This window comes from Sphingosinicella xenopeptidilytica, from assembly GCF_042676985.1.
Classification (GTDB): Bacteria; Pseudomonadota; Alphaproteobacteria; order Sphingomonadales; family Sphingomonadaceae; genus Sphingosinicella; species Sphingosinicella xenopeptidilytica.
Window position 1 is genome coordinate 32,646 of the sequence record NZ_JBHTIK010000006.1, and the last position, 26,111, is coordinate 58,756.

Here is a 26,111-nt window from a genome sequence, read left to right on the forward strand (position 1 = left end):
AGGCCCGAGCCCTGTTTGAGGGCTAAGTGCATATTTTTTATATACTCAAAATTTGAGTTGACGTAAATGTTTGATCCTGAGAAGTTGATTCCAACGGGAATGGGAATCAACAAGAGGGGGTCTCAATGAAGACATCAGTCGGGGTCGTGTACCGCGTGGCCGCTACCGCCATGCTTTGCGGAACGTCGCATGTGGCCATCGCGCAGGAACAGGAGACGCCTGCGGTCGAGGAGATCATTGTCACCGCGCGCCTGCGTTCGGAATCGCTTCAGGATGTGCCGGCGTCGATCTCCGTGTTCGGCGAGAAGGAGATCGAGAACGCCAAGATCGATCGCCCCGGCGATTTCGTGGCGCTGACACCGAACGTCACCTTCAACACCGCGCAGGATGCAGGCACGACCTACCTCGTGGTGCGCGGCGTGACGCAGGTGCCGAACGGCGAAACGCCTGTCGCGGTTTCCGTCGACGGCGTGCTGCAGACGAGCGCGTTCCAGTTCAATCAGGAACTGTTCGACATCCAACAGATCGAGGTGCTGAAGGGCCCGCAGGGCGCGCTTTACGGGCGCAACGCCATCGCCGGCGCGATCAACATCACCACCAAGCCGGTGACCAACGAATACGAAGGCCGCGTGGCCTTCGGTTACGGAAACGGCGATGCGACGCGCGCCGAGGCTTCGGTCTCCGGCCCGATCGTCAAGGACAAGCTGCTGTTCCGCGCCGGCATCTCGCACCGTCAGGCCGATGGCTGGATCACCAACACCTTCCTCGACAGGAAGGTCGATGATTTCCGCAATTTCACCGGCGATCTGAAGCTGCTGTTCAAGCCGAGCGACGTGCTGACCTTCGATCTGCGCGGGCATTATGGCCGCACGACGGGCGGCGCCGCCTATTTCGTGCGTTCGAGCAATGCCAGCGGCGGCACTGTCATCACCGACGCGCACGGCGTCGCGAACACGGTGATCGCGCCGACGAGCAACAACCTTGGTTACAACAAACGCGTCCTCAAGAACGTCTCGCTCAAGGTCGATTACGAAACGGGCGCGGGGACATTGTCGTCGATCACGTCCTATGACGACGTGTCGATGCTGACGACATTCGACGGCTACGACTATTCGGACAACCAGAATTGCTTCGAGCTGACCGCGCCGCTCTCGACGCCCTATGCCTGCGCGACGCCGCAGATCACGTTCGGCGGACTCGGCGGCGGCACGCCGTTCTTCACGGCGGCGTTCAACACGACGTTCCAGGTGTACGGCCAGCAGAATTTCAGTCAGGAGCTTCGCTTCACGAGCCCGTCCGAACTGCCGTTCCGCTACATCGTCGGCGCCTATTTCCTGAAGCGCGAGCGCGATCTCGTCACGGCGACACAGGAAGACAAGGGCTTCGGGATCATTCCCAAGCTGGACTTCGATCCCGCGACGGCGAACCAGACCCGCGCTTATTTCGAAGAGAACAACGACGACAAGGCCTACGCCGCATTCGTTCAGGCGAACTACGACCTCACGGATACGCTCGAGCTCTCGGCCGCCATGCGCTACGACGCCGATCACCGCGAGCAGACGGACCCGCGGCCGGACGCCTACCGGCTGGATGGCCTCTGGCGGCCGATTACCGATCCGCGCACGCGCAAGGAAAAGTTCGATTCCTGGCAGCCGAAGTTCACGGTGAACTACCGGCCGCTGCAGACGCTTTCGTTCTACGTCAGCTACGCAAAGGGCTTCCGTTCGGGCGGCTTCAATGCGGCAGGCACCGAATTCGACCCGTCGAGCGGCACGCGCGTCGCCGACGCGATCTTCCGCAAGGAAGTGTCGGAGAATTACGAGGCGGGCTTCAAGGCGCAGCCGCTCGGGCGTGCGCTGTCGATCAGCGGTGCGGTGTTCCGCACCGAGGCGGACGACCTGCAGGTCTTCAACTTCAACGGCGCCGTCAACGCGCAGATCGTGAACAACATCGACAAGGCCCGCATCACCGGCGCCGAGTTCGAGTTCCGCGCGCTGCTACCGGCCGGCTTCGAACTGATCGGCGGTGTCGGCTACATCGACTCCGAAATCCGCAAGTACGATGTGAGCCCCGCGACGGTCGGCAACCAGCTTCCCAACATCACCAAGTTCAAGAGCAACCTGTCGCTGCAATATTCGGCGGACATCGGCGACGGGCTCGGCCTCCTGGTGCGCGGCGACTGGGAGCACCGCGGCAAGACCTACTTCCACGAAGGCGGCACCGCGATCGGCGTGCCGGTCCGCGACGCGCTCGACCTCTTCAACGGCCAGATCCGCATCAGCCTCGACAGCGGCTGGAGCGCGTCCTTGTGGGGCAAGAACCTGTCGAACAAGAAATACTACGATAAGGTCGTCGTGCCCGATTATAACTTCCAGGCGCGGCCGCGCAGCTACGGTATCGACGTCATCAAGACGTTCTGAGCGGCCTTGGGGTGGAACAGGAACAGGTGGAAAGCCGGAAAACCATGGTGAAAGCAAGTGCCCCGGCGCCGACGAGCGATCCGATGATGTCGTTCGGCGAGCTTCTGCGGAACCGCCGCAAGAAGCTGCGCCTCACGCTCAACGAGGTGGCCATGCAATCCGGCCTGTCGGTGTCGTTCATATCGCTCGCCGAGCGCGGCAAGGCGACGCCGTCGATCGTGTCGCTGTCGCGCATCGCGCAGGCGCTTGACGTCAACATCAGCTATTTTCTGGCGCCGCCCCAAACCAACAACATCATGCACCGGGCGGCGGAGCCCGAATTTTACCCGATCGATTCCCCGGTTACGTACATCCGGCTGAGCGCCGGACATACGAACCAGAAGATGGACAGCTTCATCTTCATCATCCCGCCGGGGCCGATCTTTCCGCGCGTCCACCGCGACGGCGAATCCTTCTATTATGTTCTGGAGGGCGAGCTGCATTTCGAGGTCGGCGAGGAAAGCTTCGATCTGGGGCCGGGGGACAATCTGCACTTCGATGCGCGGCACAGCTATTCGATGCAGAACCGCGGCGATGAACCGGTGAAGGTGCTGTGGGTCGGCACGCCTGTGCTGTTCCCGCCGAGCGAGGAACCGGAGCCTTCGGCGTGAAGGTCGTACCGGCGATCCTCGCCACCGAAGCGCTTCTGAATCTCGTGGATCACAAAAGTGCCCGGGGCAATGTGCGCTGCCAGACGCTCGTGTCGAGTTTCGCGGCCGGGCTTCGTGTTCCGGAGGACGGATTCAGCGTTCACGACGTGACCGAAATCTCGCTCATTCTTTCGGGTTCGTTCGATCTCGAAAGCGGCGGTGAAATTGCCCGGCTCAGCGAAGGCGATCTCGTCATGGTTCCGCCGGGAGAGCCGCACTTCTTCCATGTCCGTGCCGATACACGGATATTTACGCTCACCATCGGCGACGCCTGAAGCGGCGCGCCTGAACGTTCGGGAGTACAGACATGCGCGTGGCCACCGATGTTGGAGGCACCTTCACCGATCTCGTCTGCTACGATGTGGACAAGGCAAGCGGACGGGTGGTGGGTCTGCGGACCGCCAAGACCGACACGACCTATCCGCAGTTCGATCAGGGCGTGATGAACGCCGTCGCCAAGGCGGGGCTCGATCCGGCGCAGTTCGATTTCTTCGCGCACGGCACCACCGTGGTCATCAACGCGCTGCTGTCGCGTAAGGGTTCCAAAACCGCCCTGATCACCACGAAGGGCTTCCGCGACGTTCTGGAAATCGCGCGCGGCAACCGGCCCGATCTGTTCAATCTCGCCTTCAAGAAGCCGGAGCCGTTCGTGCCGCGCTATCTGCGCCGCGAGGTCGATGAGCGCAGCAGCTATCTCGGCGATGTGATGACGCCGCTCGATCCTTCAGGGCTCGATCCCATTCTGGAGGATTTCCGCAAGGAGGGTGTCGAGGCGATCGCGCTTTGCTTCCTCCACGCCTATGTTTCGCCGGAAAACGAGGTCATCGCCCGTGATTATATCCGCGCGCGCTGGCCGGAGGTTTCCGTGATCGCCTCGCACGAGATTTCGCGCGAATGGCGCGAGTATGAGCGCACGTCGACCGCGGTGCTCACCGCCTATGTGCATCCCGCCGCCAAGCGCTATCTCGAAACGCTCGGCCGCAGTCTCGCGGCCGCCGGTTACCCGCATCAGCCCTATATCATGCAGTCGAACGGCGGCATCGATACGGTGGAAGGCGCGGTGCGCAATCCAATCGCCATGGTCGAATCCGGACCTGCGAGCGGCGTCCTCGGCGCCGCCGCCCTTGGGCGCCTGCTAAGCGAAGATAAGATCATCGCGCTCGATATCGGCGGCACCACCGCCAAATGCTCGCTAATCGAGAACGCGAAGACGCGGATCACCACCGAATACCGGATCGAATGGTCGCGCACCAATCCGGGCTATCCGATCCGTACGCCCGTCATCGAGATCGTCGAGATCGGTAATGGCGGCGGATCGATCGCCGGTATCGATCAGGGCGGGCGGCTCTATGTCGGTCCCGAGAGCGCGGGCGCTTCGCCGGGTCCGGCTGCCTACGGGCGCGGTGGCACGCGCCCGACGACGACCGACGCCAACCTCGTCACCGGCCGCATCAACCCCGCGAACTTCCTTGGCGGCGAGATCGAACCCGACATGGAGAACGTGAAGGCGGCCTTCGCCCCGCTCACCGAAAAGCTCGGCGGGGACATGGCGGCTGTGGCGCGCGGTATCATCCGCATCGCCAATGCCAACATGGTGAACGCGCTGAAGCTCGTGTCGCTCAACAAGGGCTATGATCCACGCGAGTTCACGCTCGTCGCCTACGGCGGCGGCGGCGCCATGCACGCGGTGATGCTCGCCGAGGAGCTGCAGATTCCCAAGGTGATCGTCCCGACCAATTCGTCGGTGTTCTCCGCGTGGGGTATGTTGATGACCGACATGCGGCGCGATTTCGTCCGCACGCAGGTGGTGCCGCTCGCAGTCGAGAACAGCGCGCGCATCGAAAGCCTGTTCGTGGAGATGGCGGACGCCGCGAAGGCGAGCTTCGCGTCCGAGGCCGGGGCGGGCAAGCTGCCGCTGCGGCTCCAGCGTTTCGCCGACATGCGCTATCTCGGGCAGGAGCACAGCGTGAAGGTGGAACTGCCCGACGTCGCCTTCGACGCGACGACGGTCGCTGCCGCCGCCGAGCGTTTCCACACCACACACGAGCGCGAATACACGTTCCGCCTCGATCTGCCGGTGGAGATCGTGAACTTCCATCTCGTCGCGCTCGGCGACGTGCCGAAGCACGAACCCGAGAAGCTCACCGCCACCGGCAAGGCGCCGGAGACGGCGATCGTCAGCGAGCGTACGGTCGATTTCGACGAGCACGGTATCCACGCGGCGAGCATCTACGACCGCGACCGGCTGGAACCGGGCATGGCGTTCACCGGCCCCTGCATCGTCGAGGAGGCGGCGGCGACGCTCGTCGTCACCCCCGGCCGGCGTGTCGTCGTCGACGACTACGGCAACCTCCACGTCCATCTGAACGGCTGAAGGATCCTTCCATGAAAACCGATCCCTATACGCTCGAGATCATCAAGAACGCGCTCGTCGCGATCGGCGACGAGATGTTCCTGACAATGGCGCGGACCAGCATGAGCCCGATCATCTACGAGGCGCTCGATTTCTCGGTGGGCATCACCGATGCGAAGGGCGAGCTGATCGCGCAGGGGCAGGGCACCACCGTGCTGCTCGCGATGATCGACAGCTTCGTGCGCGATATCCTCGAAAAGTTCGGCGACGCGGGCATTCGCGAAGGCGACGTCTACATCGGCAACGATCCCTACCGGGGCGGCGGCACGCATCTTTCCGATTTCGGCATCGCGACGCCGATTTTCCACGACGGCACGCTCGTCGCCTTCGCGGTGAACAAGGCGCACTGGCTGGACGTCGGCGGCGCGGTGCCGGGCAGCTTCTCGACGAACGCTACGGAGATTTTCCAGGAAGGCATCCAGATGCCGATCTGCAAGATCATCGATGCGGGCACGCTGCGCCAGGACATCCTCGACATCATTATCGCCAACATCCGCGTGCCGCAGGAAAGCGTCGGCGACATGTGGGCGGGCGTCGCGGCGAACGGCGTCGCCGAACGCCGCGTGCGTGAATTGTTCGACAAATATGGTCATGATGCAGTGCTGGGCGCGAAGGACGAGCTGCTCGACTATGGTGAGGCGATGGTGAAGCACGAGCTCGCCGGCCTCCCCAAAGGCGAATTCTTCGCCGAGGATTTGATCGACGACGACGGCCGCAGCGACACGCCGCTGAAAGTGATGGTGAAGGTGACCATCACCGACGACAAGTTCATCGCCGACTTTTCGGGAAGCGCGCCGCAGACGCTCGGGCCGATCAACAATTCGCGCACCGGGCTCACCTCCGCGGTGCGTCTGATCTTCAAGGCGATCACCAATCCGCAGGTGCCCGCGAACAGCGGTTCGTTCCGCCCCATAGAGATCATCTGCCCGGACAAGACGGTGTTCACGGCGGAGCGGCCCGCGCCGGTTTCGACCTATTGGGAAACGCTGATGTACGGCGTCGATCTCATCTGGCGCGCGCTCGCGCCGCATGTGCCGGACCGGCTGGGCGCCGGGCACATGCTGTCGGTCTGCTCGGTCGTTTTCGCCGGCACACATGCCGACAGCGGCAAGAATACGATCCTCGTGCAGCCGCTCGTCGGCGGCTGGGGCGGCGGCACGGGTAAGGACGGCGAATCCGGACAGTTCGCGGCGGCCGACGGCGAGACCTACAACGTGCCCATCGAGATCACCGAGGCGCGCTACGGCGTCCATGTCGATCAATACGCCTTCCACAACGAAGACGGCGGCCACGGCGAATTCCGCGGCGGCAAGGGCGTCGTACTCGATTATCGGATGCGCACCGACGACTTCACGGTCACCGGCAGCTTCGGGCGCTTCAAGTACCCGGCCTGGGGCATGGCCGGCGGGCGCGACGGATCGCCCAACCACCTCGACATCATCCGCGCCGACGGCACGCGCGAGGTGCACGGCAAGGTGACGGGCGCGAAGCTCGCCAAGGGTGACGTGGTGCGCATGGTGACGGCGACCGGCGGCGGCTGGGGCGATCCGAAGGCGCGCCCGAAGGCGGCGATCGCCGAAGACCTGCGCAACGGCTTCCTGACCAAGGAGCAGGCGGAACGCTATTATGGCGGCCTGCCGGGCTGAACGGAACGGACGCACCGTGACCCTCATCCTCAACAACTGCGCCGTCTTCGACGGTGTGGGGGATACGCTCCTGCCCGGGCGCAGCCTCGTGATCCGCGCCGGGCGCATCGTGGAGATCCACGAGCAGCCCCAAGCCAGCGATGCCGCGCGCGTGATTGATGTGCGCGGCCGCACCGTGATGCCCGGGCTGATCGACGCGCATTTCCACGCCTATGCGGCGGAGGTGAACCTCGGCACGCTCGATCGTATGCGCCCGGGCCTCCGCGCACTTTATGCGCGGCGTGCGCTTGAAGAGGCGCTGCAGCGCGGCTTCACCTCGGTCCGCGATGCGGCGGGCGGCGATATCACGCTCGCCATGGGCATCGAACGCGGGCTGATCCGGGGGCCGCGCTTCTTCTACTCCGGCCTCGCGCTCAGCCAGACCGGCGGGCACGGCGACATGCGCGGTTCGGGCATCGAATGCGGCTGCGCCTATTGCGGCTCGCTGACCATGCTCGCGGACGGCGTCGACGAAGTGCGGAAGGCCGCGCGCGAGCAGTTGCGGCTTGGCGCGACGCAGGTGAAGTTGTTTCTTTCCGGCGGTGTTGCGTCGCCCTCCGATCCCTACTGGATGGCCCAGTATTGCGACGAGGAGATCGCCGCCGCCGTGCACGAGGCGGCGACGCGCCGCACCTATGTGATGGCGCACGCGCACACGGCGGATGCGGTGATGCGCTGCATCCGCTCGGGCGTCCGGTCGATCGAACACGCGACGATGCTGGACAAGGAGACAGCACTTGCCGTGGCGGGCGCAGAGGATGTCTACGCAGTGCCGACCCTGGTAACGCTGCGCAAGCTGATCGATGAGGGTGCGGCGCTCGGCCTGTCCCCAGTCAGCCTCGCGAAGACTGTGGAGGTGGAGAAGCACGCGCTGCACTCGCTCGATCTGCTGCAGGCGAGCGGCGCGCGCATCGGCTTCGGCTCCGATCTGCTGGGGCCGCTGATGGCGCATCAGTCGGAGGAGTTCCTGCTGCGCCGCGAGGTGATGCGCGCGGCGGACATCCTGCGTTCGGCGACATCGGTGAACGCCGCGCTCATCAACAAGGCGGACGAGCTGGGCGCGATCCGGCCGGGCTATCTGGCCGACATCATTGTGGTGGATGGTGATCCGCTTGCGGACATCGGCATCCTCGGGCGGCCCGAGGCGCTCGTGATGGTGATGAAGGACGGCGCGGTGCACAAGAATGCGCTCCCCGCGTGAGTGAAGCCGCCGATCGCCGGGTTCTGATCAGCACGCCGCTTGGCGACATGCGCGTTCATGTCGACGTGGCGCGCGCGCCCGAGACCGCCGGCTATTTCCTGCGCGACGTCGCCGCCGGCCTTTTTGACGGAACGAGCTTCTACCGCATCGCGACCGATGCCAATCAGGACGACGATCAGCCCGTGACGATCGAGGTGGTGCAGGGCGGTGTTCGGCAGCCCGAGGTGGCGCCCATACCCAGCCTGCGGCACGAGTCCACGGCGGAAACCGGCCTTTGCCACGAGCGCGGCACGATCTCCCTCGCGCGCTTCGCGCCGGGCGCGGTTTATCACAGCTTCTTCATCTGCCGCCGCGACGAGCCTTCGCTGGATTACGGCGGCGCGCGGCAGCCCGACGGACAGGGGTTCCCAGCGTTCGGAAAACTCGTGGAGGGGTTCGATGTGCTTGACAGGCTGTTCGAAGCCGCCGAAGCGCAGGAACTGCTTTCGACCGAAATCCCGATCTTGCGGATCCGCCTGCTGTGAGTTCGATCCCCTATCTCGATGCCGCGACCGTGGACCGGCTTTTGCCCTGGTCCGCGCTTGTCGATGCATTGCGGGCCGCATTCATCACACCGCCGATCGCGCCCCCGCGCATGGCGATCCGCTACGGCGAACAGGGCGACCAGCATCTCCTCGTCATGCCCGCCGTCAATCCCGGCGGCCTCATCGGCGTCAAGCTGGTGACCGTACATCCCGCGCTCGCCGCGCGTCCGGGCGGAGCGGTGCGGGCGCTCTATGTCGCGCTCGACGCGGCGACGGGCGAGCCGCGCGCGCTCATCGACGGCCCCGCGCTCACCGAGCGACGCACGGCGGCGGCCTCGGTTCTCGCCGCGCAGACGCTCGCACGGCCCGGCGCATCGGTTCTGCTGGTGGCCGGGACCGGGCAGGTCGCGCACGCGCTTTGCCGCTGCTATGCCGAGGTCGTTCGCCCGCGGCGGATCATGGTTTGGGGCCGGCGTCGCGAAGCGGCGGATGCCATGGCCGCGCGCCTCGCGGCGGAAGGGATTCCCGCAGAGCCGGTGCGGGATCTCGGGGAGGCCGTGCGCGCGGCGGACATCGTCAGCGTCGCGACTCTGTCCACCGCGCCGCTGATCTACGGCGCGGATGTTCGCCCCGGCACGCACATCGACCTCGTCGGCGGCTTCACGCCGTCGATGCGCGAGGCGGACGATGCGCTCGCCGCGCGCGCCGTCATCGTCGCCGATGGACCCGGCGCGCTGGAAACGGCGGGCGATCTCACCCAGCCCATCGCAGCGGGCCTCGTGGACCGGGCCAAGGTGAAGCTGTTCGACGACATCCTCGCCGGCCGCACTGAAGGCCGCCGAAACGACGACGAGATAACGCTGTTCAAGTCCGTCGGCCTCGCGCTCGAAGACCTCGCCGCCGCCGAACTGCTGCTGGCGCGGTGGCAAGCGCCGTGACCGTGGACCGCGATCCGCTGTCGCACGGCCTGTGGGCGGCAAGCGCCCCGCCGCCGCCGCGAACCGCGCCGCTCATCGGCGATACGCGCGCCGACATCGCCATCGTCGGGGCAGGGTACACGGGCCTGTCGGCGGCGCTGCATCTCGCCGAAGCCGGTGCCAGCGTCGTCGTCCTCGAAGCTGCGGGCATCGGATACGGCGGTTCGGGCCGCAACGTCGGTCTCGTCAACGCGGGCCTGTGGTTGCCGCCCGACGAGGTCGTGCGCCGGATGGGCGCGGACGATGGCGAGCGCCTTGTCGGTGCGCTCGGCGAAGGCCCCGGCCTCGTCTTCGAACGCATCGGCCAACACAACATTGCTTGCGAACCGGTTCGCACCGGCACGCTGCACTGCGCCGTGGGCCGCAGTGGCGAACGCGATCTCGAACGCCGCCATGCGCAGTGGGCCGCGCGCGGCGCGCCGGTACGGCTGCTGCGCGGGGATGAAGCCCGTGCCGCGATCGGCAGCGGTGTCTACGGCGCGGCGCTGCTCGATGCGCGGGCCGGAACCATCCAGCCGCTGGCCTACGCGCGCGGGCTCGCGGCGGCGGCGATCGCGGCGGGCGCGGTGATCCATGAAGCCAGCCCCGTCACGGCCTGCGCCAAACGGGGCCCGCACATGCGCCTCGAAACCGCATCGGGCACCGTGACCGCCGAACATGTGATCTGCGCTACCAACGCCTATACGGGCGCCCTTTGGGGCGAGGTACGCACAGAGCTAGCCGGCCTCCCTTATTTCAATCTGGCCACAGCGCCGCTTTCCGAAGACGCACTCGGCAGCGTCCTGCCCGGAAAGCAGGGCGCGTGGGATACGCGGCAGATCCTCAGTTCCTTCCGGCTGGATGCCGCCGGGCGCCTCGTCGTCGGCAGCGTCGGTGCGCTGCGCGGTGCAGCGAAGGCCGCGCACCGAAACTGGGCGCGACGTACGCTCGCGCGGATATTCCCGCAGCTTGGGCCCATCGATTTCGAATATGAATGGTATGGCACGATCGGCATGACCACCGATGCGCTGCCCCGCTTTCACACGCTGGGCCGCGTGCTCGGCATCTCGGGCTACAACGGCCGCGGCATTGCGCCCGGCACGGTGTTCGGCAGGGCGCTGGCGCGGTATCTGCTGCACGGCGAAGCGCTGCCGCTTCCGGAAACGCCGTTCGCGCACATGCCGCTGCGCCGCGTGCGCGAGCAGATTTACGAGCACGGCGCGTGCATCGCGCACGCGCTGGGCGAGCGATTTTGAACACGGAGAAGGGTGCAATGGCTTCCAACGGTTTGGACCTCAAGGCAGAAATCGCCGATCTTCTCTCGGCATTGGGCGTAGGCATCGCCGAGGGTCCGCTGCGCGTGCACTCTCCCATCTCCGGCGAGGAGGTCGCCTCCATTGCTGTTCATGACGCGAAGGCCGTGGAGGCTACGATCAGTGCCGCACACGCGGCCTTCCTGCTCTGGCGCGATGTGCCCGCGCCGCGTCGCGGCGAACTCGTCCGCCTGCTCGGCGAGGAACTCCGCGTCCACAAGGCGGCACTGGGCCGGCTGGTCTCGATCGAAGTCGGCAAGAGCGCATCGGAAGGTCTCGGCGAAGTGCAGGAGATGATCGATATCTGCGACTTCGCCGTCGGTCTTTCGCGCCAGCTTTACGGCCTCACCATCGCGACCGAGCGTCCGGATCACCGGATGATGGAAACCTGGCATCCGCTCGGCGTCACCGGGATCATCTCCGCGTTCAATTTCCCCGTTGCCGTGTGGGCGTGGAACGCCGCGCTCGCGCTGGTGTGCGGCAACGCCATTGTCTGGAAGCCCTCCGAAAAGGCGCCCATCTCGGCACTCGCGGTTCAGGCCCTGCTGGACCGCGTCCTCGTCCGCTCGAGCGCGCCCGATGGCCTCGCCGGGCTCGTGATCGGCGGGCGGGAAGTCGGGGAGGCTTTGGTCGACGATCCGCGCGTCCCGCTCGTCTCGGCGACAGGCTCCACTGAAATGGGCCGGAAGGTCGGCCAGCGGCTCGCCGGCCGCTTCGGCCGCGCCATTCTGGAGCTGGGCGGCAACAACGCCGCGATCGTCACACCCAGCGCCGATCTCGATCTCGCGCTGCGCGGGGTCGCGTTCGCGGCCATGGGAACGGCGGGTCAGCGATGCACGACACTGCGCCGGCTGTTCGTGCACGAGACGATCTACGATGGCTTCGTCGCCCGGCTGAAATCCGTCTATGCATCGGTCAGCGTCGGCAATCCGCTCGTCGAGACCAATCTGGTCGGGCCGCTCATCGATGGCCGGGCGCTGGAGTCCATGCGGGGCGCGCTGGAAACGGCGGCCGCGTCGGGCGGTATCGTGACGGGCGGCGAGCGTGTCGAGATCGGCGGCTGGCCCGATGCCGCCTATGTCCGCCCTGCCATGGTGGAGATGGCCTCTCAGGCAGGTCCGGTGCTGCAGGAGACTTTCGCGCCGATCCTCTATGTGATGCGCTACACGAATCTTGTGGATGCCATCGCGCTCAACAATGCCGTCAGTCAGGGCCTGTCCTCGTCGATCTTCACCACCGACATGCGGGAGGCCGAGCGCTTCCTTTCCGCGCGCGGTTCCGATTGTGGAATCGCCAACGTCAATATCGGAACGTCGGGCGCCGAGATCGGTGGGGCATTCGGCGGCGAGAAGGAAACCGGCGGCGGCCGTGAATCGGGCTCGGATTCATGGAAGGCCTACATGCGCCGCGCCACCAACACGATCAACTACGGCACCAGCCTGCCGCTGGCGCAGGGCGTGACATTCGAGGTGTGACGTTCGAGGGTGACCCCGATCGGATCGGTGAAGGCGAACGGCCCTAATAGAAGGCCATATTATCAAGCTGCATCGACACGCTATACCCACCGGGCCGCGTCGCGCTGATCTCCACCTGGAATATCGCGCCGGCATCCCATGCGCGCGCCGTTACATGGCGGCCGGTCTCGGGTTCCAATCGCGAGAAGGGAAGATCGACGGTCTGCCAATCGGCGCTGCCCTCGACGGTCGCGGCCCAGTTCGAACCCGGTCCATACAGCCGCACCGTGAACGGTCCCTTGCCGTTCAGATCGAAACGCAAACCCCGATAGCCGCTGAGATCGGCGGGCGCTACGGAGCCGCGTGACAGGGGAAAGATCACCCCGACAAACGCGTCATCTTTCGCGGACATGCGGCCTGCAAGTTGCAGGATGTGGCCCTTCGTGCCGCCCGGCACGATCTGCGTGATCAGAGACGAGCGATCAACGCCGCCATCGAAGGTGTCGAGGCGCACGGTATCGAGCGCGGTGCGACCATCGAGGCGCTCGAAATCGTCGATCAGCGGTTGCACGGAAACGGGGGGCAGATGCGTGGCGGCAGTCTCCTGCAAAACGCCGGGCGCGCCTTCGCCGAAGATCAGGCGCCCGTCGATAAGCACCCTGTTCACGCGGTAAATATCGGTGATCCGCTGCCACGGCTTTCCATCCACCACCAGAAGATCCGCGCGCTGCCCCGGCGCGATGGTGCCGCGGTCATGATCAAGCTTCACCAGCCGCGCGCTCGTTGACGTTGCCGCGACAAGCGCTTCGGATGCAGAGAGTCCGGCCTGCACCAGCAGTTCCAGTTCACGCTGCGTCGATACGCCGTGGCGGATGTTGGTCATCCCAGAATCCGTCGCGACGCCGATAGGGATACCGGCGGCGTGCATCTTCCGGACATTGTGCGATGCCGTTTCGAACTTGCGGGCGAATTGGCGGGTTTGCTTTTCGTCGAACGGCGCGTCCGGCGCGTACTTCCCCGGCTCGTATACCGCGAGTGTCGGCGCAAGGCCCGTGGCGTGCCTGGAAAACTGCCCGATGGCCGCGCGGTCGATCGGCCGATCCTGCAAGGCATGTGCGATGACATCGACATCCGCCCGCGCCGCGGCGAGGCCGCGATCCACGGTCACCGTGTGTGTCAGCACAGGCCAGCCCGCGTGGTGGGCGGCCGCGACAAGACTGTGCAGGGTCTTCTCGTCCATGCTGCTGTTGTCGGGAAACAGATCGTAGCGCCAGCCGTCGGTGAAGATCTTGATCGCATCGGGCTTGTAGGGCTTTAGCCTTTCCACGGCTGCGCGCGCGGCCTGCGGGCTGTTGATCCAGGTCGTCGTGTTCTGATCGCCCCACGCGGCGCCGTGTCCGCCGGGCGTGCTGATCCGCGCAACAAACTGGACATGCGGCGCTATGAGCGAGGCAAGCCATTTCCGGCGCGGTTCGAAGCTTTCGGGCTGCTGGTGAAAATCGAAAACCGTCGTTACCCCCGCGGCCACATACGCAGCGGCGATCTGCGGCGTCGTCCTGGGCTCTCCCTCGGGTGTCCAATGCGTGTGAAGATCGAACAGCCCCGGCAGAATGGCCTTGCCGCTCACATCGATGATCGTTGCCCCTTTTGGTACTGCGAGGTGCGGGCCGACCGCGCGGATCCGGTCCCCCGCCACGATCACCGTTGCCTGCCGCGCCGGCGCGCCCGTGCCGTCGAATACCGTTCCGCCGACAAGGGCCAGCACCGCGCCATCGTCTGCCAGCGCGGGCAGGGAGGGTTGACCGGAAAGCAGCAGCAGCGCGGCGGCTGTGAAAAGTCCGCGCAGCGGCAACCCGCCGGTCAACTGGTTTCGCATCAGCGAAATCCCATCTAGCGCCGGTAGGTCACCGTCAGCCCGAACGTGCGCGGACGCACCGTCGTCTGGAAGAACGCGTCGATGCCGACCGCTTCGTGATACCGGCTGATCGTCGGCGCCTGATCGAGCAGGTTGTCGACGAACAGCGAGACGTCCGCGTCGCCGATCTGCATGCCGGTGCGGAGCGAAACGAGGCTCACGGCATCGTCGCGGACAAGGTCGGGATCATAGGCGAGCACGTTTGCCGGGTTGCGGCCGGGCGTAAGGCCGGAGACCTTCGACGTGTAGGCATAGTCGGCCCGCACATAGAAATCCCTGCCCATCAGCGTCCCGTCGTACTGCGCGCCCGCGGAAAGCGTGAACGCGGGAACACCCAGCGAATCTCCCTTCGATACGATCGTGCGCGGTGTCGGCGGCGTGGTCGACGTGTTGCGGCTGCCGAAGATCGTCTCGTCGAGCTTGGCGTCGGTATAGCCGCCGGCAAGGTTCAGCGAGACGCTGTCGGAGAGCTGCGCGCCCACACTGAAGTCGAAGCCCTTCGAAACCGCCTCGCCGGCATTGCCGATGAAGCTGCCCCCGCACGCCGAAAGGCTGACGCTGCGCTGGATGTCCTTCCAGCGCGAATAGAAGCCGGTGAGTTCCACACGCACGCGGCCGTCCGCGAAGCTGTTCTTGGTGCCGAGTTCATAGGTCCAGAGCGTGTCGGACTTGAAGGTCGGCGGCACCGAATCATACCCAAGCTGCTGCAGGTTCGCGAGGCAGTTGGCGACCGGCGGCAGCGCCGTGCGGTTGGCGCCGCCGATGCGGTAGCCTTTGGAGGCGCTCGCGTAGACGAGATCGCCCGCGCCCGGCTTGTAGGACAGCGCGAACTTCGGCGTGAACGGCGTTTCCGACGATTTGCCGCTGGTCGTGGCGCCGTTCGAGAGCGGACCCCGGCCGACGTTCGTGAAGCTGAACTTGGTCTTCGAATACCGCGCGCCGACGGTTGCGGTGAGGCCGTCGACGATTTCGTAGTCGATCTGTCCGAAGCCCGCGATCTGCTTGTCGAGCGCATTGGTATCGCCGCTGAAGCTGAGGTCCCCGATGAGGTTGCTGCCCCAGAAGCTCAGCATCGTCCACCCCTGCGAGGTCGTCAGCGCCGGAAGCTGCGGGTCGACGACGAGCTGCAGGTTCGAAAACGGTGAGCGCTGATAGAACGCGCCGAACACCCATTTCAGCCGCGCGTTGGGATCGGCCGACTGCACGCGCAATTCCTGCGTGAACTGCTTCTGCTTCGGCGTCAGGATGCTTTCCGACTGATAGTCGAACGGCGCGAGCGGAATGCCGAAGAACTGCGGCGTGTACGTGGAGAAATCCAGCGAGCGCCGGAAGTTGCGCCGGAAGTAGGAGGTTTCCGAGATGACCTCGACAGCCTCGCCCTTCCATTCGATATTGAGCGCGGGCAGATACACCTCATCCTTGAAAGGCTGCTTGTTCCACGCGCTCAGGAAACGTCCCTTTTTGGGATCCGAATAGCTCTCCCAGAAAAAGCCGCGGTCGTCCGCCTTGTCTATCTCCATGAAGAACGACGGCGTGACGGTCAGTTCGTCGCTCAGCCTGAACGCGAGCGCCGCGCGCATCGAGGTGCGCTGCTGACTGTTGATGTTCTTGTCCACGATATCACCGCTGAAGCGATTGATCTGGTCGACATAGCCCGCGTCGCGCCGCGTGTAGCCGCTCACGCGGAACGCGACGTTCTCGCTGATCGGACCGCCGAACGCCGCACCGATCTCGTAGCCGACCCCGCCGCCTTCGGTGACCTGCACGCCGCCGCGCGCATAGACGTCCATCTTGCCGTCGAATGACGGCTGCGGTGTGATGAAGCGGATCGCGCCGCCCTGCGAGCCCGCGCCGAACAGCGTTCCCTGCGGTCCGCGCAGCACCTCGACACGCTCCAGGTCAAAGAGCGTCGGATAGAAGTTGGTCGTGGCGACACCGAGCGAGCGCACCTGGATCGGCGTGCCGTCGATGTAGATGCCCGTCGTCTGCGCGCCGACGTTGGACTTGATGCCGCGGATCGCGATCTGCTGCGTGAAGCCGCCGGTGTCCTGCTGGAAGCTGAGGCCGGGCGTCATCCGCACCATGTCCTCGATCGACTTGGCGCCCTTCTTGTCGAAAATCTCCTGATCGAAGGCGGCGATGCTGAGCGGAACGTCCGAGAGGGCCTGAGCGCGCCGCGTCGCGGTGACGACGATCTCTTCGTACGCGACAGGCCTTGTTTCTGCCGACTGCGCCCAGGCTGGCGCCGCCGCCGTTAGCCCCGCGAGCACTGTCGCAAGCGCCGTTCCCACCTTCAGTGTTCCGGATTCCCTCATTTTCACCCCCTCTTTGCCAACTTTAGCTCTAATCGTTGGTTGCAGCTTATATATCAGTTGAACACACGTCAATCAGATGCTAGGAAATTTCAGAGAATTTGATTTTGATATATCTTATTGACCCTGACGGCGTGCTTCCCGAAAATCGCCTCAATCAAGAAAATATCATTCATTACAATGGAATATGGAATGGGCATTGGGGTGGAAGACAAAGCGCACGACGTCATGGAAAGCGCTGTTTCGTTCAAGATATATGTGAAAAAAGCCTGCGAAACCTGCACTCTCCTGCAGCCTCTGATCGCGCGGCTCGTTGAAACGGGGCAGGCGACCGTTTTCGTGCAGGACGATCCGGCCTTCTTCTCCCCGCTCGCCATCGACGATTCGACGCTGGAACAGTCCTTTCACGACGATATCGAAGTCACGCCCACCCTGCTCAAATTCGCGGATGGCAAAGAAGCGGAGCGGGTTTTCGGCTGGGATCGGGCGGAATGGCGCCGCATCACGGGGCTTGCCGATCTCGGCGAGGATCTGCGCGCGTTCCAGCCGGGCTGCGGTTCGAAAAGCCGCGAGCCGGGGGTCTATGAGCATCTTGTCGCCCGTTTCGGCGATTCCGGCCTCGAATCCCGCAAGATCGTGATCACCGGCTTCGAAGACCCGCTTGAGGCGGCCTTCGAGCGCGGGTGGACGGACGGCCTTCCGATTATCCCGCCCACCGACGAGCGGATCCTGCGGATGCTCGGCGGCACCCGCCGCGACAAACACGAAGTCGTCGGGCGCGTCCCGCCCAATCTCTCGCCCGTCACGATCGAGAAAATCGCCATCAACGCTGTCATGGCGGGCTGCAAGCCGGAATATATGCCGGTCGTGATTGCCGCGGTCGAAGCCGCGCTGGAGCCGGTCTTCACCATGCACGGGCTGCTGTGCACGACCTGCTTTTCGGGGCCGATCATCGTCGTGAACGGACCCATAGCGAAGCGCATCGGCATGAACTGGGGCATGAACGCGCTCGGCCAGGGCAACCGCGCCAACGCGACCATCGGCCGGGCCTTGCAACTCATTATCCGCAACGTCGGCGGCGGTATACCTGGCGATCTCGACCGGTCGACGCTCGGCGGCCCGGGCAAATACACGTTCTGCTTCGCGGAGGACGAGACGGACCCGAGCTGGGAGCCGCTCTCGGTCGCGCGCGGGCTGGAGCGCGGGGAGAATGCCGTCACGCTGTTTCAGGGGGACGGCATTCAGGGCGTCGTCGATCAACGCTCCGCCACGCCCGAACAGATGGCGAAATCGCTCGCCATGTCCCTGCTGGCGGTCGGGCATCCCAAACTGGCCGAGTTCACCAACGCCATGCTTGTCCTCTCGCCGGAGCATTACGCGATCTTCCGCAATGCGGGGTGGGACCGCGCGCGCATCACGGCCGAACTTCACGCGGAAATGGTCCGCCCGGGCGCGGAGCTGGTTTTCGGCGCGCAGGGCGTCGGTGAAGGCATCGCTGCCGATCGCGCGGGTGAGATGGTGAGCAAGTTCTGGCCCGAAGGCCTGCTCATCGTGCGCGCAGGCGGGCAGGCGGGCCTGTATTCGGCGATCTGCGGCGGCTGGACCGGCGGCCGCTTCCGCTACGAATCGCAACCCGTGACAAGGAGGATCGCCCTGTGAGCACCACAACCGTGCTTCGCGACCCGACAGCGGAAGCCGCGCCCGTCCGCCGCGCGCGCCGTACACCGCCGTGGTCGCTCGATGATATCACCGTGGCGCTGATGGATATCGGCAAGATGCGCGGCGACGAGTTCATCGATCGGCTGGAACAGCTTTTCGCGGAACGCGGCGTCGCCACAAAGCGCTGGAAGAAGCCGACGAACACGCGCACCGCACCCGTGGAGATGCTTCAGGAGATCGCCGAGGAGGCGGACGTGGTCGTCGTCGCGCTTTCCGATTGCGGCTCCTGCACGTCCTGCTCGACCCACGACCTCAACGATCTCGATGCGCGCGGCGTGCCCGGCGTCAGCGTGCTCACCGAAGAGTTTCGCAGCGCCTTCGCCGGTCAGTGCGAAACGATCGGCTTCGATGGCGCCTCGATCTTTGTGCCGCACCCGGTGCAGAACCGGACGGCGGATCAGCTCTATGCGATGGCGGAAAATGTGATCGAGGACGTGATCTGTGCCATAACCCGCCGGAAATGACGGCAGACGCGCGCACCGCCCCTTCGGAGCTCGCTCACTGGCGGCACCATATCCATGCCCACCCGGAGCTGGGCTTTGCCGAGCTGCAGACATCCGACTTCGTTGCCGAAAAGCTGCTCGCCTTCGGTGTCGATGAACTCCACCGCGGCATCGGCGGCACCGGGCTTGTCGCCGTGGTTCGAGGGAAGCCGGGCGACCGCGCCATCGGGCTTCGGGCGGACATGGACGCGCTGCCGATCCATGAAGACAGCGACGAGGCGCATACGTCGCAAAACCCCGGCGTGATGCACGCCTGCGGGCATGATGGGCACACGGTCATGCTGCTCGGCGCCGCGCGCGAACTCTGCGCCACCCGCAACTTCGCGGGCACGATCTACCTCGTTTTCCAGCCCGCCGAAGAGGCGCTCGGCATGGCCGTGCCGGGCAGCACGCACCGCGACGCAGGCGCGCTCGCGATGATGCGCGACGGCCTGTTCGCGCGGTTTCCGATGGAGGCGATCTTCGGCATCCACAACCGACCCGGCATCGCGGCCGGAAGCTTCGGCATCAAGCCGGGTGTCATCTATGCGGCCGCCGACCGGTTCGAGATCAGGATCGTCGGGAAGGGCTGCCATGCGGCACGGCCGCACCTCGGTATCGATCCCATCATGGTCTCGGCGCAGGTGATCGGTGCCCTGCAAACCATCTCCAGCCGTTTCTTCAGCCCCGCCGAACCGGTCGTGGTATCGGTCTGCGAGATCATGGGCGGCTCGGCGTTCAACGTCATCGCGGACGACGTGAAAATGGTGGGCACGGTCCGCGCGCTGAGTGAACCCGCGCGTAAGCAGGCCGAAGCGCTCGTCCACCAGATCACGCAGGGCGTGGCCGCAAGCTTCGGCGCGCAGGCCGAGATCAACTATCAAGTCGGCTTCCCGGCGCTCATCAACGACGCCGCGCTCGCCGAAAAGGCGCGCGCTGTGATGGTGGGCCTTGTCGGCGAGGTGAACGTCGTCGACCTTGAAGAGCCGACGATGGGCGGCGAGGACTTCGCCTGCTACCTCACCGAAAAGCCCGGCTGCTTCGTGCTCGTCGGCAACGGCATCGAGGGGCGCCACGGTCTCAGCGTCCACAACGCCCGCTACGATTTCAACGATGCGGTGCTGCCGCTCGGCGTGCGCTACTGGCGCGCGCTCGCCGAGGCGCTCCTCCCGGTCTGAACCGTCAAGCGCCGGCGCCCTCCGCAATCGCCTTCGGCGCGCGGAAGCGGCGGCGTTCGCCCACCGTTTCGCGCATCGCGAAGGCAACCGCGATCGCCGCGATGCTGGCGGCCACCATGCACCAGGCTGGCGCCACCGGATTGCCCGTCCACTTGATGAGCGCCGCGATGATGAACTGCGTCGTGCCCCCGAAAACCGCGACGGCGATCGAGTAGATCAGCGCATAGAGCCGGCTGCGCTGCGCGCGCGGCAGCCCTTCAGCGACGCTGACGTTCGCGGCTGCCGTGCTGAGCGCGTAAAGCGCGGCCAGCATCGCGGCACCGATCAGCAGGCCTTGCTCGCTTGGTGCCGCCACAAGGTTCGAAAACACCGGATAGGCGAGCAGAAGCAGCAGGATGCGCGGCAGGATCACCATCGGCTTGCGGCCGGTGAAGTCCGACAGGAAACCGCCCGCGAGGCCGAACAGCATCAGGCATCCGCCGACAACCGAGGTGGAGGCGAACGCCGTCACCGGATCGAGCGCCAGCGTCGTGATCGCGTAGGTCGTCAGGTACTGGAGCGTGTAGTTGACCACCGTGCCCGAAAGGATCAGCACGATCCCCAGCGAAATGAAGCTGAGGCTTGCGGATTGCGAAGGCTGATGATCCGCCGCCGCGACGTCTTCGGGCAGGGTTTCCGGCAGCGTCCGGCGCAGCCAGAAGCCGAGTGGCAGCAATGCGGCGCCCAGAAGCAGCGCCACGCGCCAGCCCCATGCGTCCACGTCCGCAGGCGGCAGCTGCGATGAAATGGTAAGGCCGACGCCTCCGGCGAGCAGGATCGCCATGCCCTGGCTCGCGATCTGCCAGCCGCCATACATGCCTTTCCGGCCGCGCGGCGCGGCCTCGATCAGCATCGCGGTCGTCGGCCCGACCTCGCCGCCGATCGCGAACCCCTGCACCAGCCGGGCGATCACGACGATGACAGCGCCCGCAACGCCGATCATGTGATGCGGCGGCGTCAACGCGATCACCAGCAGCGCGCCGCCCATCAGCGAAAAGCTCAGCAGCATCGCCGGTTTGCGGCCCACCCTATCGCCATAGCGCCCGATGTAGTGCGCGCCCACGGGGCGGCCGAGAAAACCGACGCCGAAGGTGGCGAGCGCGAGCAGAAGCCCGCTGAACGCGTCGTCGGTCGGAAAGAAGTTGCGGCTGATCTGCAGCGCGAAGAAGCCGAACACCGTAAAATCGTAGAATTCGAGCACATTGCCCATCACAATGCCCGCGAGGTGCCGTCTTTTAATGGAAACCTGGCCTGTCATGACGGGTGTTCTGTCCCTTCCCTTGCGCGCATCCTTGCGGTCCGCATTCCCTCTCGTCAGGGACCGTAAAGAAATATATCAGATGAAACAACATGAAGATTCAGGTGTTGGATGGAGCCTGCGGGGTAGGGGTGAGAAACGTGATATTTCAGAAAGCAAAGCCGATCATGATCGGCGCAGCGTTGACCGCTGCCGCGATTTCAACGGCATTCGCCAAGCCGCCCATCAGCGCGACCGACCTGTTCGGCATCGCGTATGCGATGAACCCGGCCCTTTCGCCGGATGGGAAAACGGTCGCCTATCTCAAGGAATGGATGGACCCGAAGGCCGACACCTATCGCAGTCAGCTCTGGCTTTCGGATTTCGCAGGCAAATCACAGCGCGCCGCAAGCGGTGAGGCGGATGACGTCGCCGAACCGCGCTGGTCGCCGGATGGGCGCGCGCTCGCCTTCGTCGCACTTTCGGACGCCACCGACGAGGCGCGCCAGATCTACGTCCTCTCGCCCACCGACGGCACAAGGCGTCGTATCGGGACGCTGCCGGCCAATCCCTCTCGCATCGCATGGTCGCCAGACGGCGCACGCATCGCCTTCGTCATGAAGGTCTCCGCGCCGGCCCCGACGCTCGGCACGGTCGAGAAGCCGCCGGAGGGCGCGAACTGGCAGCCGCAGCCGTTCATCACGGAGCGGTTGCGTTTCCGTTTCGACGGCGCGGGCCTCATCGGGAACGAGACACACGACGTGTTCGTGGCCACCGTCGCCACCGGCGAGGTGCGCCGCCTCACGCACGGCGAGGCGCTGTTCGGCGGGCCGCTCGGCGTCGCCGGGACCCTGTCATGGTCCCCTGACGGCCGCTTCCTCGTCACCTCGGCGCATACGGCGCACGAAGCGGATTACACGCCGCGCGAGAGCGATGTTTACAGCGTCGACACGCAAAGCGGCGCCGTTCAGCAGCTGACCAGCCTGCCCGGCGGAGAAGCCCGCGGCGCGATCTCCCCGGACGGACGCTGGCTCGCCTTCCTCAGAACGGAACGCAGCCCGCTCAATCATCAGGACCCCAAGCTCGCGGTCGTGCCGGCCGGCGGCGACGCGATGAAAATCCTCTCGGCGCCGCTAGATCGACCCGTCAGCGGTCTGCAATGGTCGGCAGACAGCCGCGCCGTCTTCGCGAGCTACGACGACCGCGGCATCTCGCGCCTCGCCCGCTTCGGCCTCGACGGGCGCATCCGGCCGATCGCCGAAAAACTCGGAAGCTGGGCGCTCGCCTACGTCTGGGGCGCAGGCTTCTCGGTTGCCCCGAACGGCGCCTTCGTCATCACCACCGCCGACGAACGCACCCCCGGCGACGTCGCCGCCGGCATGGTCGGAAAACCCGGTACGCACCGTATCACTCGTCTCAGCGACGATTTCCTCAGCACCCGCGCACCGTCCACCATCGAACCCTTCACGTTCAAGGTCGAAAACGTGGAGATCGCCGGCTGGCTCGTGAAACCGCCCGGCTTCGATCCCACCCGCAAATATCCGCTGATCCTCAGCATCCACGGCGGCCCGCATCTCTACTTCGGCCCGCGCTGGGACTACCGCCACGAGGTGATGGCCGGAAAGGGCTACGTCGTCGCCTACATCAACCCGCGCGGCTCGACCGGCTACGGCGAGGCGTTCGCGCAGGCGACGGACAAGGCTTTCCCCGGCGCGGACTATCCGGAATTCGAAGCCGCGGCCGACTATCTCGCTGCCCTGACCTTCGTGGACAAGGACCGCATGTACGTGACCGGCGGTTCGGGCGGCGGAACGCTCACCGCTTACATCGTCGGCCGAACCAATCGCTACCGCGCCGCGGCGAGCGAGTACCCCGTGGTCGACTACACCTCGTGGAGCCTGCTCTCCGACAACCCCGCGATCTACACGCAGCATTGGGCGGGCGGCGTCCCCTGGACGAACGGAGCTCACTACACGTCGATCTCGCCGCTCTCCCTTGTCGGTAACGTGAAGACGCCCACGCTTCTTGTTTGCAGCGAAGAAGACTGGCGCACGCCAATCAACCAGTGCGAGATGTACTATACGGCGCTGAAGCTGCGCGGGATCGAAGCGGCCCTTGTGCGCTACCCCGATGAAGCCCACGAGATTCAAGGCTATCCAAGCAACCGCGTATCGGAAATCAACATCCTGCTCGGCTGGTTCGCCCGTCACGGCGGCCCGCAATGACGGCGGCCACGAACCGGCAGTATCGACTTGCGGCGGCCCGCGCCCTATCGTCGAGGTGCGATACGGAGACTTCAGACGGATGAGCGTCCAATCAGTGCCAGACGGACCCAGCGAGCCGCGCTCACTGCTCAAGACGACGATCACGCAGACGATCCGCGACTGGATTATTCAGGGGCGACGGAAACCCGGTGAGCAGTTATCGGACAAGGAGATCGCGCTCGAACTCAACGCGAGCCGCACGCCGGTGCGCGAGGCGCTTCTCCAGCTGCAAAGCGAAGGCCTTGTGGAAGTGCGCCCGCAGCGCGGTACCTATGTCTTCAATCCCGATGCGGAAGAGATCGCCGAAATTTGCATTGCGCGCGGCCTTTTCGAAGCCGATGCGCTACGGCTCGGTATGCAGTCCGATCCCGACAAGCTCATCGTGGCGCTCGGCAGGATCGTCGCCCAGGCCGCCATTGCCGTGGAAAAGAGCGATCTCGAAACGGTGGAAGCGCTCGATACGAGTTTCCATGAAACGCTGCTGAGACTCTCCGGCAACCGCTACCTGCTGGAAAGCTATTCGCGACTCGCGCTCAAGATGCGCGCGCTCCGGCACAGGCTGCCTTCATCGCGTGCGCGTATGGCGGAGGCCATCAGCCAGCACCGCCGCATCGTGGATCTTATCGCCGTGGGTGCCGTGGACGAAGCCGTGCAATCGATTGCTGATCATGTCAGAAATGTTCAGCAGGTTCTGGTCGCAAACATTGAGCAGCCTGCCAATGACGATGCCGACTGAGCGAAGAGCTCAGCGAGGCCGCTCCAGCTTTATAGTGTAGGAGAGTGAGGCTGAGCCGTTCTCCGGCACGGTAACCGGCAAGACCCAGCCACCCTGGCCCCGCTCGATTCCCGGCAGGCGTTCCGCAAGATCGAAGGGCACGATGATTTCGGCACGAACCGGAACAGGCTTCGCGTTGGTGAGATCGACGCGCCAATCCTGTCGCTTCCGGGTCTCCCGACCCTTCACCAGCCGCCATTGCACATCCGGGCTCTGTCCGATCGGGAACTCGACACGCTCGTTCACGGCAAGATCGGCGAGATCGGCGCTGCCGACCAGAAGATCGTTCCCCTCGCTCGTCTCGAAAATCGTGACCGCACCGGCAGGCAGCGGCAGGCCTAATCCCTTCTCGGTGCTGTTTTTGCTGCGCAGCAGGAAAGGCATCGGTTGATAAGTCGCCGATCCGGAAGAAACGTTTGCAACATAGAACCGGTCGAACACGGCGGCAGGCTTCTCGATCATCGCGACCTGCTTCTGCCCCTGCGCCGAGACCGTCACGCGTTCCGGCACGCGGTAGAGTTTCAGATCGCCGAGATCCTCCTGCTCCGCCACCATCGCGACGGGAGCAGGCGGCGGCGGTGGAGGCGGCGCGGCGAGGGCGGACCGTTCCCGCCGCTGTGCGGTTACGATGATGTCTGCGGCGGCTTCATAGAATCGTTCTTCTTCCTGCGGCCAGGGCAGGCGGTTGAAAACGTGCCGGGGATGCGTGCTGGTCGTGTCCATGGGCCAGCATTTCAGATGCAGCGCGGGGTTCGATGGCTTGAGCGGCCGCGCGCTGCGCTCCCTGCGCGGCTGCCCGGCCACGACCTGCAGCCGCGCGTCCGGAAAGCTCTGTGCCCCGCCGTTGGCGAGGGTGAGCCAGGCGAACAGGGCGAGCTTGCCGTTATCCGCATCCGCCCTGGCAACGTAGCTCGCCGACCAGTCGAACCCCTGTGCCATGTAAGTGAGCTGAACCGTTGCGGTCACCGGCCGGTCGCTGCGCGTCAGCACGGAGAGTGTTGGGCGCGGCGAAAGATCGGCGGGGATTTCGGGATAGAGCATCCGCTCGGGCAGGCCGGAGCAGCTGAGGGCCTCATAGCCTTCCGCCGTCTGGACAATCACGCCGCCATTCGGCCCGGCCTGAATGATCGCATCCTGTTCGGTCACCTTGCCGGTCTGACGATTGGTACGCTGGAGCGTGACGCGTCGCTTAAGGAAGGCGTCCACCAGCCCGGCGGGTGAAACGAGCCGCGCGTCGCGGTTCTTCTCGCGGACGCCCTCCGGAAGACCCGTGACGATCGCGGTCTCGGGCAGCAGGCCTTCCGCAACGCCTTCGAAGCGCACGGTGCTGTCGCCGGCCGGGATAGTGATCGTCCGTGTTTCGCTGATCAGCGCATAGCCGCCCGGCCAATTCCGATCGAGCGCCCCGCTGCCGCGGCCCGGCGCGCGGTAGATCGTTACCGCAACGTCGGAAACCTCTCGGGAGACGACGGTCGCGGCCGAGGCGGGCGCGGCCCAGCCGAGCAGCAGCAGGAGAGGCGCGATCACGCGCACGG

The 26,111-nt window shown here is 65.4% G+C and carries 19 protein-coding genes; 15 read left to right on the forward strand and 4 right to left on the reverse strand.

What is annotated here, in order from left to right:
* Positions 1 to 125: 125 nt before the first annotated feature.
* Genes ACFQ00_RS12055 through amaB form a run of 10 tightly spaced genes read left to right on the forward strand, consistent with a single transcriptional unit; the run spans position 126 to position 12,676 of the window.
* Positions 126 to 2,420 carry a TonB-dependent receptor gene (locus tag ACFQ00_RS12055; protein ID WP_381491014.1) on the forward strand — a complete coding sequence of 765 codons (2,295 nt, stop codon included), beginning with the start codon at positions 126 to 128 and terminating at the stop codon, positions 2,418 to 2,420.
* Positions 2,421 to 2,464: 44 nt separating this feature from the next.
* Complete coding sequence (locus ACFQ00_RS12060; protein WP_381491018.1) at positions 2,465 to 3,070, forward strand: helix-turn-helix domain-containing protein; 606 nt, start codon at positions 2,465 to 2,467, stop codon at positions 3,068 to 3,070.
* Positions 3,067 to 3,384 carry a cupin domain-containing protein gene (locus ACFQ00_RS12065; protein WP_374596691.1) on the forward strand — a complete coding sequence of 106 codons (318 nt, stop codon included), beginning with the start codon at positions 3,067 to 3,069 and terminating at the stop codon, positions 3,382 to 3,384. The genes ACFQ00_RS12060 and ACFQ00_RS12065 overlap by 4 nt, the downstream gene beginning before the upstream one ends.
* Before the next feature lie 32 nt (positions 3,385 to 3,416).
* Entirely contained in the window at positions 3,417 to 5,483 is a 2,067-nt protein-coding gene (locus ACFQ00_RS12070; RefSeq protein ID WP_381491021.1) for a hydantoinase/oxoprolinase family protein, read from the forward strand.
* An 11-nt stretch (positions 5,484 to 5,494) separates the two neighbouring features.
* On the forward strand, positions 5,495 to 7,168 hold the full coding sequence (locus tag ACFQ00_RS12075) for a hydantoinase B/oxoprolinase family protein (protein ID WP_381491024.1): 1,674 nt from the start codon (positions 5,495 to 5,497) through the stop codon (positions 7,166 to 7,168).
* A gap of 16 nt (positions 7,169 to 7,184) precedes the next feature.
* Positions 7,185 to 8,408, forward strand: a complete 1,224-nt coding sequence (locus ACFQ00_RS12080; RefSeq protein WP_381491027.1) for a metal-dependent hydrolase family protein — start codon at positions 7,185 to 7,187, stop codon at positions 8,406 to 8,408.
* Entirely contained in the window at positions 8,405 to 8,932 is a 528-nt protein-coding gene (locus tag ACFQ00_RS12085; RefSeq protein ID WP_381491029.1) for a peptidylprolyl isomerase, read from the forward strand. The genes ACFQ00_RS12080 and ACFQ00_RS12085 overlap by 4 nt, the downstream gene beginning before the upstream one ends.
* Positions 8,929 to 9,870, forward strand: coding sequence for a hypothetical protein (locus ACFQ00_RS12090; RefSeq protein WP_381491031.1), 942 nt, complete (start codon positions 8,929 to 8,931; stop codon positions 9,868 to 9,870). Before ACFQ00_RS12085 ends, ACFQ00_RS12090 begins: the two co-directional genes overlap by 4 nt.
* Positions 9,867 to 11,144 carry an NAD(P)/FAD-dependent oxidoreductase gene (locus ACFQ00_RS12095; RefSeq protein ID WP_381491034.1) on the forward strand — a complete coding sequence of 426 codons (1,278 nt, stop codon included), beginning with the start codon at positions 9,867 to 9,869 and terminating at the stop codon, positions 11,142 to 11,144. Before ACFQ00_RS12090 ends, ACFQ00_RS12095 begins: the two co-directional genes overlap by 4 nt.
* A gap of 17 nt (positions 11,145 to 11,161) precedes the next feature.
* Entirely contained in the window at positions 11,162 to 12,676 is a 1,515-nt protein-coding gene (amaB, locus tag ACFQ00_RS12100; RefSeq protein ID WP_381491036.1) for an L-piperidine-6-carboxylate dehydrogenase, read from the forward strand.
* A gap of 43 nt (positions 12,677 to 12,719) precedes the next feature.
* Here the strand turns inward: amaB and ACFQ00_RS12105 are convergent, their stop codons facing one another.
* Both ACFQ00_RS12105 and ACFQ00_RS12110 read right to left on the reverse strand, forming a co-directional pair.
* Complete coding sequence (locus ACFQ00_RS12105) at positions 12,720 to 14,531, reverse strand: amidohydrolase family protein (RefSeq protein ID WP_381491038.1); 1,812 nt, start codon at positions 14,529 to 14,531, stop codon at positions 12,720 to 12,722.
* 14 nt (positions 14,532 to 14,545) lie between these two features.
* Complete coding sequence (locus ACFQ00_RS12110; protein WP_381491041.1) at positions 14,546 to 16,885, reverse strand: TonB-dependent receptor; 2,340 nt, start codon at positions 16,883 to 16,885, stop codon at positions 14,546 to 14,548.
* A gap of 189 nt (positions 16,886 to 17,074) precedes the next feature.
* Here ACFQ00_RS12110 and ACFQ00_RS12115 point away from each other — a divergent pair, with 189 nt between their 5' ends.
* From ACFQ00_RS12115 to ACFQ00_RS12125, 3 genes are read left to right on the forward strand one after another with little or no spacing between them, the layout of a single operon-like run.
* Positions 17,075 to 18,541, forward strand: a complete 1,467-nt coding sequence (locus tag ACFQ00_RS12115; protein ID WP_381491044.1) for a hypothetical protein — start codon at positions 17,075 to 17,077, stop codon at positions 18,539 to 18,541.
* The gene (locus tag ACFQ00_RS12120; protein WP_381491046.1) at positions 18,538 to 19,065 is read left to right on the forward strand and encodes a UGSC family (seleno)protein; all 528 of its coding nucleotides are present in this window, start codon (positions 18,538 to 18,540) and stop codon (positions 19,063 to 19,065) included. The genes ACFQ00_RS12115 and ACFQ00_RS12120 overlap by 4 nt, the downstream gene beginning before the upstream one ends.
* Complete coding sequence (locus ACFQ00_RS12125) at positions 19,062 to 20,261, forward strand: M20 aminoacylase family protein (RefSeq protein WP_381491049.1); 1,200 nt, start codon at positions 19,062 to 19,064, stop codon at positions 20,259 to 20,261. The genes ACFQ00_RS12120 and ACFQ00_RS12125 overlap by 4 nt, the downstream gene beginning before the upstream one ends.
* Before the next feature lie 4 nt (positions 20,262 to 20,265).
* On the opposite strand, the gene ACFQ00_RS12130 is transcribed toward ACFQ00_RS12125, so the two are convergent.
* Positions 20,266 to 21,558 (reverse strand): MFS transporter, encoded by a 1,293-nt coding sequence (locus tag ACFQ00_RS12130; RefSeq protein ID WP_381491052.1) that lies wholly within the window; start codon positions 21,556 to 21,558, stop codon positions 20,266 to 20,268.
* Positions 21,559 to 21,698: 140 nt separating this feature from the next.
* Here ACFQ00_RS12130 and ACFQ00_RS12135 point away from each other — a divergent pair, with 140 nt between their 5' ends.
* Complete coding sequence (locus tag ACFQ00_RS12135) at positions 21,699 to 23,762, forward strand: LpqB family beta-propeller domain-containing protein (RefSeq protein ID WP_381491054.1); 2,064 nt, start codon at positions 21,699 to 21,701, stop codon at positions 23,760 to 23,762.
* Between the two features lie 79 nt (positions 23,763 to 23,841).
* Positions 23,842 to 24,537, forward strand: a complete 696-nt coding sequence (locus tag ACFQ00_RS12140; RefSeq protein WP_381491057.1) for a GntR family transcriptional regulator — start codon at positions 23,842 to 23,844, stop codon at positions 24,535 to 24,537.
* Positions 24,538 to 24,546: 9 nt separating this feature from the next.
* On the opposite strand, the gene ACFQ00_RS12145 is transcribed toward ACFQ00_RS12140, so the two are convergent.
* On the reverse strand, positions 24,547 to 26,109 hold the full coding sequence (locus tag ACFQ00_RS12145) for a DUF4139 domain-containing protein (RefSeq protein ID WP_381491060.1): 1,563 nt from the start codon (positions 26,107 to 26,109) through the stop codon (positions 24,547 to 24,549).
* Between the last annotated feature and the right edge of the window lie 2 nt (positions 26,110 to 26,111).